Annotated in this window: 12 protein-coding genes and 1 pseudogene; 3 read left to right on the top strand and 10 right to left on the bottom strand. The window is 63.9% G+C overall.

The genetic code is table 11. From position 1 onward, the window contains the following. The first annotated feature begins 147 nt into the window (after window positions 1-147). Complete coding sequence (locus tag QUV11_RS15395; RefSeq protein WP_300883775.1) at window positions 148-1,476, top strand: MFS transporter; 1,329 nt, start codon at window positions 148-150, stop codon at window positions 1,474-1,476. Between the two features lie 4 nt (window positions 1,477-1,480). On the opposite strand, the gene QUV11_RS15390 is transcribed toward QUV11_RS15395, so the two are convergent. The 6 genes from QUV11_RS15390 to QUV11_RS15365 all read right to left on the bottom strand — a co-directional run bounded on the left by QUV11_RS15390 (window position 1,481) and on the right by QUV11_RS15365 (window position 8,209). Then, the gene (locus tag QUV11_RS15390; RefSeq protein WP_300883800.1) at window positions 1,481-1,807 is read right to left on the bottom strand and encodes a DUF2794 domain-containing protein; all 327 of its coding nucleotides are present in this window, start codon (window positions 1,805-1,807) and stop codon (window positions 1,481-1,483) included. Window positions 1,808-1,858: 51 nt separating this feature from the next. Further along, window positions 1,859-2,587 carry a serine O-acetyltransferase EpsC gene (gene epsC / locus QUV11_RS15385; RefSeq protein WP_300883774.1) on the bottom strand — a complete coding sequence of 243 codons (729 nt, stop codon included), beginning with the start codon at window positions 2,585-2,587 and terminating at the stop codon, window positions 1,859-1,861. A gap of 72 nt (window positions 2,588-2,659) precedes the next feature. Next, window positions 2,660-4,153, bottom strand: coding sequence for a Ppx/GppA family phosphatase (locus QUV11_RS15380; protein ID WP_300883773.1), 1,494 nt, complete (start codon window positions 4,151-4,153; stop codon window positions 2,660-2,662). Between the two features lie 10 nt (window positions 4,154-4,163). Then, the gene (locus tag QUV11_RS15375) at window positions 4,164-6,332 is read right to left on the bottom strand and encodes an RNA degradosome polyphosphate kinase (protein WP_300883772.1); all 2,169 of its coding nucleotides are present in this window, start codon (window positions 6,330-6,332) and stop codon (window positions 4,164-4,166) included. Continuing rightward, complete coding sequence (locus QUV11_RS15370) at window positions 6,307-6,933, bottom strand: DnaA/Hda family protein (RefSeq protein WP_300883771.1); 627 nt, start codon at window positions 6,931-6,933, stop codon at window positions 6,307-6,309. The genes QUV11_RS15375 and QUV11_RS15370 overlap by 26 nt, the downstream gene beginning before the upstream one ends. Window positions 6,934-6,940: 7 nt before the next feature. After that, on the bottom strand, window positions 6,941-8,209 hold the full coding sequence (locus QUV11_RS15365) for a heavy-metal-associated domain-containing protein (RefSeq protein ID WP_300883770.1): 1,269 nt from the start codon (window positions 8,207-8,209) through the stop codon (window positions 6,941-6,943). Between the two features lie 130 nt (window positions 8,210-8,339). Here QUV11_RS15365 and purM point away from each other — a divergent pair, with 130 nt between their 5' ends. Further along, window positions 8,340-9,455, top strand: a complete 1,116-nt coding sequence (purM, locus tag QUV11_RS15360; RefSeq protein WP_300883769.1) for a phosphoribosylformylglycinamidine cyclo-ligase — start codon at window positions 8,340-8,342, stop codon at window positions 9,453-9,455. Between the two features lie 141 nt (window positions 9,456-9,596). Further along, a complete protein-coding gene (purN, locus tag QUV11_RS15355) occupies window positions 9,597-10,556 on the top strand; it encodes a phosphoribosylglycinamide formyltransferase (protein WP_300883768.1) in 960 nt (319 codons plus the stop codon). A 214-nt stretch (window positions 10,557-10,770) separates the two neighbouring features. Here the strand turns inward: purN and ndk are convergent, their stop codons facing one another. The 4 genes and pseudogenes from ndk to QUV11_RS15335 all read right to left on the bottom strand — a co-directional run. After that, window positions 10,771-11,193, bottom strand: a complete 423-nt coding sequence (ndk, locus tag QUV11_RS15350; protein ID WP_017671330.1) for a nucleoside-diphosphate kinase — start codon at window positions 11,191-11,193, stop codon at window positions 10,771-10,773. Window positions 11,194-11,317: 124 nt separating this feature from the next. Next, window positions 11,318-11,806, bottom strand: a complete 489-nt coding sequence (locus QUV11_RS15345; RefSeq protein WP_300883767.1) for a hypothetical protein — start codon at window positions 11,804-11,806, stop codon at window positions 11,318-11,320. Between the two features lie 15 nt (window positions 11,807-11,821). After that, window positions 11,822-12,286, bottom strand: coding sequence for a DNA polymerase III subunit chi (locus QUV11_RS15340; RefSeq protein ID WP_300883766.1), 465 nt, complete (start codon window positions 12,284-12,286; stop codon window positions 11,822-11,824). Between the two features lie 154 nt (window positions 12,287-12,440). Continuing rightward, window positions 12,441-12,703, bottom strand: a pseudogene (locus QUV11_RS15335) (leucyl aminopeptidase); the annotation flags it as partial.

Here is a 12,703-nt window from a genome sequence, read left to right as displayed (position 1 = left end):
ACGGCATTTGCGCAGGATGGAAATGGCTTGACCGGCCCGGCATCCATCCCGATACCGCCGCCAAGGCCTGCCGCTGCACCATTGCCCTGTTTCAGAGCGATATGGCAGGACATTGGCTGGCGGGCAAATCGCAGAGGAACTGACGGAATGGCTTCAGCAGGCGCGCTTTTGAACAAGAGGCGCTTTCTGCCTCTGTTCGTGACCCAGCTGCTCGGGGCTTTCAACGACAACCTCTACAAGAACGCGATGGTCCTGTTCGTCGTCTACAGCGTCTACAATGACGAGACCGCCGAAACCTGGTTCAGCGCGATCGCCACCGCGGTTTTCATTCTGCCCTTCTTCCTGCTGTCTGCGCTCGCGGGGCAACTGGCCGATACCCGCGACAAAGCGAGCATCATCCGGATCGTCAAATTCTGCGAGATCGTCATCATGCTGGTCGGCGGCACGGGCCTTTACATGGCTTGGGCTGGCACCGCGGTGCATTCGATCGCGATCCCGCTGATGATGCTGGCGCTGTTTGCCATGGGAATCCACTCGACCTTTTTCGGCCCGATCAAATACGCCATTCTGCCGCAGCATCTGAACGATGACGAAGTGCTGGCCGGCACCGGTCTGGTCGAGGCCGGGACGTATATTGCGATCCTGCTCGGCACCATTCTCGCCGGATGGCTGCCGGTGGAAGTCGCAGGGATTGCGGTCGTGGCGACCGCGATCATCGGCTATATCACCGGGCGACAGGTTCCCGCCGCCCCTGCGATGATCGACCGGACCAAGCTCGACTACAACTTCGTCCGCGCCTCGATCGCCCTGATTCGCGCGACGATGAAGGTGCGCCGCGTATTCCTGGCGATCGTCGCAATCAGCTTTTTCTGGACCATCGGCGCGGTGCTGTTCATCCAGTTCCCGCCACTCGCCAAGAACGTGCTCACCGCCAGCAAGGAGGTCGCCAGCCTGTTCCTCGTGGTGTTCTCGATCGGCGTGGCCACCGGATCGGTGGCGATTAACGCCTTGCTCAAGGGCACGGTGTCGGCGCGCTATTCCCCCGTGTCCGTGATCGTCATGGGTCTGTTCGTCGTCGCGTTCTTCTTCGTCTGCCGCCAATGGGTGCCTGACACCGGCGGCTCGCTGTTTACCGTGGGCGAATTTATCCAGCATCCCATGGCCATTCCGCTGCTGCTGTCGTTGCTGGGCATCGCCGTGGCCGGCGGGATGTTCGTTGTGCCACTCTATGCCTTCCTGACCACCACGGTGCACAAGAGCGAAGCCGCGCGCACCATTGCCGCCAACAACATCGTCAACTCGGGTGCAATGGTGATCGGCTCGCTCATCGCGATCGGATTGAGCCTGGCCGGTCTGGCGGTGATCTATCAGTTGCTGCTGAGTGCGGCGATGTGTCTGGTTGCGGCATGGCTGGGACATCTGCTGCATCAGGCCAGCCTGGAACCGCATGGCGACCACGAGTTTGACGGGGTGTGACCGTCTAATCGACGATTCGCACCAGCTTGCGCTCTAACGGTGCCAGCACGCCGGACAGTTCGTGCCCGCGCTTGAGCACGGCACCACCTTCACCGACCAGCGCCCACATCCCCTGCTTGCGACGCAAGGCGGGGCGTTTTTCGATGCGGAATTCGGGGCGTTCGGCTGCACGGCGGAAACAGGAGAAGATCGCGGCCTCGCGTCCCAGTTCGATCGCATAATCGCGCCAAAGCCCTGCAGCGACCATGCGCCCATACAGATCGAGGATACGGTTCAGTTCCTGCCGGTCAAAGCCGGTTTGGTTCGCTGTACCGCCGGTAAGCGGGAACAGGGAGACATTGCCGCCCGGGTTCAAACTGCGGCCTCAATGCGCAACACCATGTCAGGCAGCGGTCCCGGTATCGCGATCCGGTATCTTCACCTCGGTGCCGTGCGAAGCATTGCGGGTCTCGTCGCGCTCTTCCATCAGCTGGCGAATCCGCTCCTGCATCTGCAGGATTTCGCATTGGAGCAACTCGAGCTTCTGAGTCGAGGGATCGAAGGTCTGGCTGCATGGCGTGCCATACTGCACGAACCCGCGCTGTTTTTCGGCAGCGTCCACAGGCGTGGGGCGAGCCGGGATTCCGACCATTACCGATCCGGGCGCGACATCGCGGGTGACCACGGCATTGGCCCCGATGCGCGCACCCTTGCCAACCGTCAGCGGGCCCAGAATGGCCGCACCCAGGCTGACAATAACATCGTCCTCGATCGTCGGATGGCGCTTGCCGGCAACACCGTCGGTCGGGTTGCGTCCGCCCAGCGTCGCACCCTGATAGATGGTGACATTGTCGCCGATCACCGCGGTTTCGCCGATCACGACAAAACCATGGTCGACAAAGAAGAAGCGTCCGATCTGGGCACCGGGATGAATATCGATCGCGGTGAGAAACCGCGAGATATGGTTGATCAGGCGCGCGAGGAAATACAGTTCGCCATTGAACAGCCAGTGTGCCACCCGGTGAAGCCCCAGCGCCAGCACGCCGGGATACAGCATGATTTCCCATCGGGAACGGGGAGCCGGATCTCGCACGCGGATCGAATCCAGATATTCGCTCAATGCGCTGAACATGCGCCGTTCCTTCACCTGTGATGCCCGTCTAGATAGAGGATGGTCGGCCTGTTTACCAGACCCCGGCGGCAATCAGCTGAGGCTGAGCCCGGCGCGCAACCCCAGATATTGGCCCAGTCGCCGCAGTCTGCGCTCTACGACCTCGCCATAAAGCGCCTTGTCTCCCGGGTGCAGCACCAGCTTCAGCGTTTCTGCATCGCGCTCCAGGTGGCTGCGCTTGAGCACGTCGTGCGTGCCTGCGCCCAGCCGCTGTGCCAGTCGCATGGCCAGCCCCCAGCCGATTGCGCGCTCGAGCATTTCCGAGGTCGCGACCTGCGCCTTGAGCGGAAACGCACGCGGCCCGCCACCGAAATTGGTATACAGCGCCTGACCGATCATCGAACGCCCGATGACGTCGATTCCCACCCAATTGCCGTGCAGCGCGATCTCGAGCCCGCGTTCGGCGCGGAAATCCGGACTCGCCTGCCAGGCGACATCGGAGAGGTGACACGCTGCCATGAGCCAGCGCTGCCAATGCGGCGGATCATCTGGGAAAACCCGGGCGATCCAGTCGAACAGCGGCCGCGCATCCTCGCCAAAACGCGACTGGAGCTGGCCGAAGCGGTCGGCGGCCACCAGCAACGGGTCGCGGCTGCGGACATCCTCGTCCATCCGCGCGTAGAGCAGCCCTTCGCGCAGTCCGTAGGACGAGACGATGAACTCGCTGGGTTTGATGTGGCCGCGCATCAACCGCAGCAGCGCGATTGCATCGGGAAGCGTCTCGATCCGCGACGGCGCAAGTCCCGTCGCCTGTCGCACGGCATCGCGATCCATCGCACGCAGGCCGGCGAGAACCTCTTCGGGCCGGGCGATGTCGATCCGGTGTTGGTGCAATACCCGCAGCGGATAGGCCGCAAGATGCATGTCGAGCCGGGCAAACGCGCGCCATGACCCGCCAACCAGATACAGGGGCTTGCCAGGATGGTAGGCAAGCCAGGGATAAGGCTCGGTCATTTCCCGCACTGCGCGGGCCAAGGCCGAAGGATCGCCCTGGCGGACGGCGGCAGCGCGCAGCACGCCAAGCGGCATGGTCGCGGTCTCCAGCACCGTTCCGTTGCCGACCAGCGCCAGGTCGAGGCTGCCCCCGCCCAGATCGCCGACGATGCCGTCTGCTTCCGGGATCGCCGACAGCACGCCGAGCCCGGAAATCCGCGCCTCGTCATCCCCTGAAAGAATGATGATATCGAGCCCCAGCGCGCGCGCCCGCTGTGTGAACTCGTCGCCGTTGCTGGCATCGCGCACCGCTGCGGTGGCGACGCAGACCGTCTCATCGACATCCATCTCGCGCGCAACGATGCGAAACCGCTCAAGCGCCTGGATTGCGCGCTTCATGGCGGCGGCATCGATCGCACCTGTCTCCGCCAGCGAGCGCCCCAACCCGGCCATGACCTTTTCATTGAAGATCAACGCCGGATTGCGCCGGGGGCCTGAATAGACGACCAGACGCACCGAGTTGGACCCGATATCGATGATTGCGGTACGATACAGATGCGCAGGCTGGTTCTGTTTGCGAACGAAAAAATCCATAAGGGTCCGGTCAATCCTCTCGCGGTGCGCGGCGATGGAGGCTGAGCTTGGGCACCGCATCGCTGTTCTTGAGCGCGGTCCCGCGGCCCGAAAGCGACGGGTTCGTCATGAAATAGCGGTGCAGGTTGAACGGTTTGTCATCGGGTCGGATGCGGACGTAGTGACCATCGCCGTCCAGCTCCCAGCTCTGTTCGTTGTCGAGCAGATTGGCGACCATGACCTGTTCAAGCACCTGGTCGTGCACCGTCGGGTTCTGGATCGGCAGCATGTATTCCACCCGGCGATCGAAATTGCGCGGCATCCAGTCGGCCGAGCTGATGAACACCTTGGCCTTGTCGTTGGGCAGCGCATCGCCGTTGCCGAACGCCCAGATGCGGCTGTGCTCGAGGAACCTGCCGACCACCGACTTGACCCGGATGTTGTCCGACAGGCCCGCAACGCCCGGGCGCAGGCAGCAGATCCCGCGGATGACCAGTTCGATCTGCACGCCGGCGCTGCTGGCGGCATAGAGCTTCTCGATCATCGCCGGGTCGACCAGCGAGTTCATCTTCGCCCAGATCGCGCCGGTGCGCCCGTCGCGCGCCTCGGCGATCTCGTGGTCGATCAGCGCAATCAGATCGCGCCGCATGTCGCGCGGCGACATCGAGAGCAGTTCGAGCTGCTCGGGCTCGACATAGCCGGTGATGTAGTTGAACAATTGCGCTGCATCGCGGCTAGCGCGCGGATCGGCGGTGAAGAAACTCAGATCGGTATAGATCCGCGCGGTCACCGGGTGATAATTGCCCGTGCCGAAGTGGCAATAGGTGCGGAAGCCGTCGGGCTCGCGGCGCACCACCATCGATATCTTGGCGTGGGTCTTCCACTCGATAAAGCCATAGACGACCTGAACACCGGCCCGCTCGAGCGCGCTCGCCCAGAGCAGGTTCTGCTCCTCGTCGAAGCGCGCCTTGAGCTCGACCACGGCGGTGACGGATTTTCCGGCTTCTGCCGCCGCGATCAGCGCGTTGATGATCGCGGACTGCTTGCCCGCGCGGTACAGCGTCTGCTTGATCGCCACCACATCGGGGTCCTGCGCTGCCTGTTTGAGGAACGCGATGACCACCTCGAAGCTCTCGTACGGGTGGTGGACGACGATGTCCTTGCTTCGGATCGCGGCGAAGCAATCGCCGTTATGTTCGCGGATTCGTTCTGGAAACCGTGGCGTGAACGCAGGGAATTTGAGATCGGGGCGATCCTCGTCGACCAATGCGGCCAGGTCACCGATCCCCAGGAAACCGTCGTCAGACGACTTGTTGCCCCCCTCCTGCAACAGATTGTCGTCGAGCAGCTTGGCGAGGCCCTTGTCCATCAGCCGCGAGGTTTCCAGCCGGATCACCTGCCCGCGCCGCCGCCGCTTCAAAGCGGTGCGGAAATAAAGCACCAGATCCTCGGCCTCTTCTTCGACCTCGATATCGCTGTCGCGGATGATGCGGAACAGACCCGATCCGCGCACATCGTAGCCGGGGAACATCTTGTCGGCGAAGGCGACGACGATCTTCTCGAGCGCGACGTACCAGCCCTTGTCCCCGGCGATTCGCAGGAACCGGGGCATGGTCGCGGGCAGCATGACCAGTTCGCGGACGGTCTTGCCATCCGACCTGCGCTTGAGATCGAAGATCAGGCTCAACCCCTTGTTGGGGATGAACGGAAAGGGATGCGCAGGATCAAGCGCCTGCGGGGTCAGCACCGGAAAAATCTGGGTGACGAAATGCTCGCGGAGCCAGGCCTGGTTGGCCTCGTCGAGATCTTCGACGTTTGCCTCGACCACGCCGTTGGCAGCAAGTTCAGCGCGCAGGTCGCTCCAGACTTGCTGCTGTTCTGCATTCAACCGGTCAACCGCGCGCTCGATCGCAGCAAGCTGCTGCCCCGGGGTGCGCCCGTCGGCGGAGCGCTCCTCGACTTGCTCAGCCACCTGCCCGACCAGCCCAGCAACGCGCACCATGAAGAACTCATCGAGGTTATTGCCGGAAATCGAGAGAAACCGCAGGCGCTCGAGCAAGGGATGGCGCGGATTGCACGCCTCTTCCAGCACCCGGTCGTTGAAGGCCAGCCAGCTCAGCTCACGGTTGAAATATCTGCGGGCCGAACCGGTCTGGTCGGCCGGGCCGGAGTGTTCAATCTGTGTCGGTTGATCCGCCATCGGTTCCTGCCAATAGTGCCAGCGCGTCGCGCACCAGTCTTTGGCCGATTGGGCGCTGCATTGCCAGCGCCATCTCGTCAATCTTGCGCGCCAGCGCGCCAATTGCGGGATAGGAACGTTCGACTCTGAGCGCGGCATAGCCTGCCAGCGCATCGGACAAGGCAAGACCTGCGCGTGCCAGCCGCTTCTGCAGCAGCAACGCCGTCATCTCCTCATCGGGCGGGGGGATTTCCACCAGCAGCGAGGCGCCCAGCCGCGACAGCAGGTCGGGCAACCTTATGCCCCATTCGGCAGGCGGGCGCTCTGCCGCGAACAGCACCGGCGATCCTTGCACCTGCGCGCGGTTCCAGGCGTGGAACAGCGTTTCGTCGCTCTCGCCATCGGCATTGTCGATCAGGCACCCGCCCGAGCCGGTGACGAACGCACGGCCGATGGTGGTCTTTCCCGACCCTGCAGGGCCGATCAGTACCGCCGCGCCAAAAGGCAGCCGCGTCCAGTCGAACAGCCGCTCTATGACGGCCCGGTTCGATTCGGTAACCAGAAAATCGCTGTCACCTTCCGGTCCGGCTGCCGCGAAGGGCAGTACGAACTGGCCCGTCATTGCTCGGTTATCCGCCGCCGCCGGGCGCAGGCGCAGCCGCCTGGGGCCGCGAGATCCGCAGCACGCCCGCGCCCTGCTGCACGCGGTACCCGCGCGCCTCGAGGGCGCCGCGCAGCGCATCGATCTCGATCGTTGCGTTGACCTGCATCACCGATGTGCCTCCGAGCGCAAGGCTGGCGGTGCTCGCCGACTGCACCCCTGGAATACCACGCAACAGACGTTCACCAGCCTGCACTGCGGCGACATCGGGGGTATCGAACTGGATCGAGATGATCTGCGGGCCACTGGTGAGGCCGCCACTTTCCACCGGAACATCCTCGGCGAGGCTGTCATCAAGCATGTCCTCGACGATTTCGACGGGCTTTTCGATGATCAGGGACGAATCGGGTCGCAAATCGCCCGAACGCACGGCGCCCGCATAGATCCGGTCGAGCCGCTGGATCGCCTCGTCTAGCATCGCGTTGAGACCATCGCTGTTGCGCGCCTCGAGGGTGAATGACCCCAACAAACGGCTGTCCGGCCCAAAGCGTGCGGCAAACCTCCCCGTAATCGGGCCACCGGGATATTGCCGCTCGATCTGCGCGACGGGCACGACGACGTCGGCCGCGCCGAACTGGTCGAGGATCAGCCGCCACCAGGTACGGCTGCGGCGGCCCGACTGCGCAGCGTTGACGAGCAGCGAATCCGCGCCCGAGCCATGCGGGCGGATATAGTCGACAATGCTCTCGGAGGTGCGATAGCGCGCCCAAGCGGCCTGCCACGGCGTACGGTTCTCGAAGGTCTGCGCCGAACCGCCACTGATATAGACCGGAATCACCAGCATCGGCGCGGACCGCAGCACCGACCCGCTCACCCCGAGCAGTTCGCCCGCGCGCGCACGGTCGAACAGCACGCCGAGCGTGCCGATATAGCGCCGCGGGCCGATCTGCTCATATTCGACCACGATTGCCGACACGATGCCGTCGAGCGCCGAATCACTGAGCTTGGGGGCAGCCCCCGAGCGGTTGACCTGCGACCAAAGTTTCTGCCAGCCCTTGCGCTGTGCATCGCGCCACGCATTCGAACGCGCTTCCTGCGCGTTCTTCCCCGATGCATCGACCTTGACGCCGCTGACCTCGAAATCGCCGCCGCTGGCGATCGGAGGAATGCCGCGATCCCCCTCGATCTGAGCATAGACGATCGCGCCCAGCACCAGCAGCAGCGGGAGCAGGATGATGGCGATCCACGCGCGCGAAGATGTCGGCGCTGGGCGGGTCAGGGACAGGCTGTTGGTCAAGATATCCTTAGCTTCAATCAACCGTGCAAAGTGGTGATCCCCGGCGCATTGATCGCTGGTGGTCGTTTGGCGGCCCTTTTGGCGACAATGGCGTGGAAATCCAAGCGAGAAGTCGCTAACCGCTCTGCCCATGACTGACAAGACCGACAACGCGCCGCCCCCCGAGTCCTATAGCTACGCTCAGGCGGGGGTCTCGATTGCCGCCGGCAACGCGCTGGTCAAGGCCATCGGCCCGCTCGCCAGAGCCACCGCGCGTCCTGGCGCCAATGCCGAATTGGGCGGCTTTGGCGGGTTTTTCGATCTCAAGGCCGCAGGCTTTCGCGATCCGCTGCTGGTCGCAGCCAACGATGGCGTGGGCACCAAGGTGAAGCTCGCGATCGACCACGACCGCCATGACGCCATTGGCATCGATCTGGTCGCGATGTGCGTCAATGATCTGATCGTCCAGGGTGCAGAGCCCTTGTTCTTCCTCGATTATTTCGCGACCGGCAAGCTCGACACCGGCATTGCCGAGCGCGTCGTCGCGGGCATTGCCGAGGGCTGCAAGCTCGCCGGCTGCGCACTGATCGGCGGCGAGACCGCCGAGATGCCGGGCATGTATGCGCCGGGCGATTACGATCTGGCAGGCTTCTGCGTCGGCGCGGTCGAGCGCGACGAAGTGCTCACCGGGGACCGGGTAAAGCCGGGTGACGTGCTGCTGGGACTCGCCTCGTCGGGGGTGCATTCGAACGGCTATTCGCTCGTTCGTCGTCTCGCGGCCGACTGGGGCTGGAAGATGAACCGGCCTGCGCTGTTCGATCAGGATGTTCTGCTGATCGATGCGCTGATCGCGCCGACACGAATTTACGTTTCCTCGCTGTTGCCGGTGGTGAAATCGGGCCGGATCGCCGCGATGGCGCACATCACCGGTGGCGGTCTGCTCGAGAACATTCCGCGCGTGCTGCCCGATGGCGCGCACGCGCATGTCGATGCCGACGCCTGGACCCAGCCGCGGCTGATGGCGTTCCTGCAGGCGCAGGGTCGGATCGAACCCGAGGAAATGGCGCGCACCTTCAACTGCGGGGTCGGCATGGTGCTGGTGGTGGATGAGGCCGATGTCGCCTCGGTAACCGCCGATCTGGAAGCGGCAGGCGAAACCGTCCACCGCATCGGCAGAATCGATGCTGGCGACAAGGGCTGCACCGTCAGTGGATCGGTCGAAACCTGGAGCGCGCGCGAAGCGTGGAGCGCCACCCATGCGGGGTGAGACAACCCCTCTCCCCTCCCGCATGCGGGAGGGGCAGCGCGGCCTGCCGCGCGGGGTGGGCCGGAAAAATATGCCTGCTATGCCCACCCCGGCCTCGCCTTCGGCTCGTCCACCCCTCCCGCTTGCGGGAGAGGAGAGGTTGTGAAGGCCAAGGTCGCCATCCTGATCTCGGGCAGCGGCACCAACATGGCCGCGTTGCTCTATGCCTCGCGCGCAGCATCATGCCCCTATGAGGTGGTATTGGTCGCCTCGAACAATCCCGACGCGGGGGGCCTCAAACTCGCCGAAGCCGAGGGCGTTGCGACCTTCGTGCTGTCGCACAAGGGCATGGACCGCGAGAGCCATGACGCCGCAATGGACGCCGCGATCCGGGCATCGGGCGCCGATCATGTCGCGCTCGCCGGTTACATGCGCATCCTCACCCCCGGCTTCGTGCGCGGCTGGGAGGCGCGGATGCTCAACGTCCATCCTTCGCTGCTGCCCAAATACAAGGGCCTGCACACCCACCAGCGTGCGCTCGACGCGGGCGATGCCTTTGCCGGGTGCAGCGTGCATCTGGTGACGGCGGAACTGGATGACGGCCCGGTGCTCGGCCAGTGCGCGGTTGCGATCCAGCCCGGCGACACCGCCGATGCGCTCGCCGCGCGCGTGCTGATCGCCGAACACCAGCTTTATGCACGCACGCTGAGCGATTATGTTGCGCGCGAGGCCGACCCCGACTGGATCGTCGCAAAGGTCGGCGAACTGGCGCTGATGCTGCCCGAAACCGACGCCCGCCCCTCGCACGGCGCGCCCGGCTGGCGGGTGGGCGGTGACAAGACCGGTAAGTACTTCGCCTATGTCTCGATCCGCCACCACGGCGAAGAGGCGATCGCGCTGCTGGTCAAGACCAGCGGCGTCGATGAACAGGCGGCTTTGGTCGATCAGGACCCGGAGCTGTACTATCTGCCCAAATTCTACGCGCCCTCCGGCTGGATCGCGATCCGGTTGGATACCGGCCGCACCGACTGGGAGCATATCGCAGACTGGCTCAGCCGCAGCTGGCGCAGCGTCGCACCGAAGCGGCTGACGAAGATGATGGATATCGCGGCGGAGTTTTGAGGCCGCACGTTAAACTCGGCCCCATTCCGGTCCCCTGCGAAGGCAGGGGCCCATCTTCGGACGGCCATCATGCCAATAGACCGGTGCATTGGACCCAAAAGCAGGAGATGGGCCCCTGCCTTCGCAGGGGACCAGACTAGCGTCATGCGGTCATGCAAAAAGGGCCGCCGGATTGCTCCGGCGGCCCTTTCGAACTTGAACAGAAGATCGCCGATCAGCCGACGATTTCTTCGGGCTTGAAGAAGTAGGCGATTTCGATCGCGGCGTTCTCGTCGCTGTCCGAACCGTGAACGGTGTTCGCTTCGATGCTCTCGGCCAATTCCTTGCGGATGGTGCCGGGTTCGGCATTCGCCGGGTTGGTGGCGCCCATAATGTCGCGGTTGCGCTGCATGGCGTCTTCGCCTTCCAGAACCTGCACGACGACGGGGCCGGAGATCATGAAGTCGACCAGTTCACCGAAGAACGGACGCTCGCGGTGGACGGCGTAGAAGCCTTCGGCCTGCTCGCGGGTCATGTGGATGCGCTTGGATGCAACCACCCGCAGGCCTGCTTCTTCCAGCATCTTGGTGACCGCGCCGGTCAGGTTGCGACGGGTCGCGTCGGGCTTGATGATCGAAAAGGTCCGGGTAACGGCCATGATGAAGTGCTCCTGAGGATTGACGATGGGCACGCGCACGCATGGCGCGATTCGTCGCCGCCCCTAGACGGACCATTTGTGCGCTGCAAGAAAAACCCGCTGTTGCGCGGCGCAGGGCGGCGGCTCAGCCTTCCCCGGCGAGCAATGTGATCGATGACCCGCTGTCATTGGGCGTAACTTGTAGGCTGAACGACCCTCCGTCCTTGGTCCCGGAGATCGCGCGCATTTCCTGCGTCGTAATCTCGCTCTCGATCTTGAAGCCCTTGGCCTCGACCGCCTTGCGGTACCAGTCGACCACGGTGTCGCGTGCTGCGCTGCTTTCCATCACCACCATGCCGCCCGATTTGCCGTCTGCGTTGGTGGTCATGGTCGAGACGACCTTGGCACCGGGATAGACCGCAAGCCCCAAAGGCAGCTTTGCGTTCGATCCGCCGCCATCGATATTGACCGTGGCCGAACCGTCGGCGCTGGTGATCTTGATTTCGGATGCGTCGCCATCGCCCTCCCGGGTGACGTTGACTTCGTTGCCTTCGGCATCACTGTAAACCGTCTTTTCGCCCCCACACGCCGTCAGCGCGAGAGTGGCAGTGGCGATCATCAACAAACTGCGCATAGCAATGGTGTCCTTTCAGTCGGGTTGATCCTGACGTTTGCCGGGCGTGTGTTCAACCCATTTGCCGCCCTCCTGCTTCCAATAGTGGCGCGCAAGCCCTGGATGTGTGCCCAAGGTCACCCAAGCCTTGCGCGCGCCGGCAATCGTGGCGTCGTTGAACAGCAGGAAGCTGCGCGCAAAGGCCAGTGCCTCGTCGCGCCACAGCCCGTCGGCAAGGGCGATGAACGTCGCGCCATTGGCAGGCTCGACCCGGTCCGCCAGCAACAACGGCTGTACCTGGGGGTTGGCACCCTCCAGGTCGCCGTGCGCGAGGAAGCTTTCGGGCGTGTGCGTCCACAAGGCTTCGCTCAACGCGGTCCGATGCTCCCGGTCGGCAGAAACAATCAGCATTCGTTGGCCCAGCGCGAGGGTGCGGGTCGCCAGCACCGGCAGCACCCGCTCGACCGGGTCGCGGGTCAGGTGATAAAAATCGACCTGCATTCAATGCCACCCCTCATACGATCTCGTCATTCCCGCGAACGCGGGAATCCCGCTTTTACTCAGCGTTGGCGCAGAAGCGGGACCCCCGCCTGCGCGGGGGTGACGATTAAGCCCGCCTGTAGATGCTCCAGCCGGCACACGGTGCCAGCTAGAATCAGCCTTCGAAATTGTCCGCAATCCACTGATTCAACAGCCGAACCCCAAAACCTGTGGCCCCCTTGTCCCAGACCGGACCGGGCTTGTCGGCCCAGACCATGCCGGCAATATCGAGGTGCGCCCACTTGACGCCGGGCTTGATGAACCGCTGCAGGAACTGCGCCGCCGTGATCGATCCGCCGCCCCGCGGCCCGACATTCTTGATATCGGCGATCGGGCTGTCGATCAGCTTGTCATAGGCCTTGCTCAGCGGGAAGCGCC

This window comes from Blastomonas sp. (assembly GCF_030373265.1).
Classification (GTDB): domain Bacteria; phylum Pseudomonadota; class Alphaproteobacteria; order Sphingomonadales; family Sphingomonadaceae; genus Blastomonas.
Note: the sequence above shows the minus strand (reverse complement) of the source record. Positions and strands in the feature narration are given on the sequence as shown.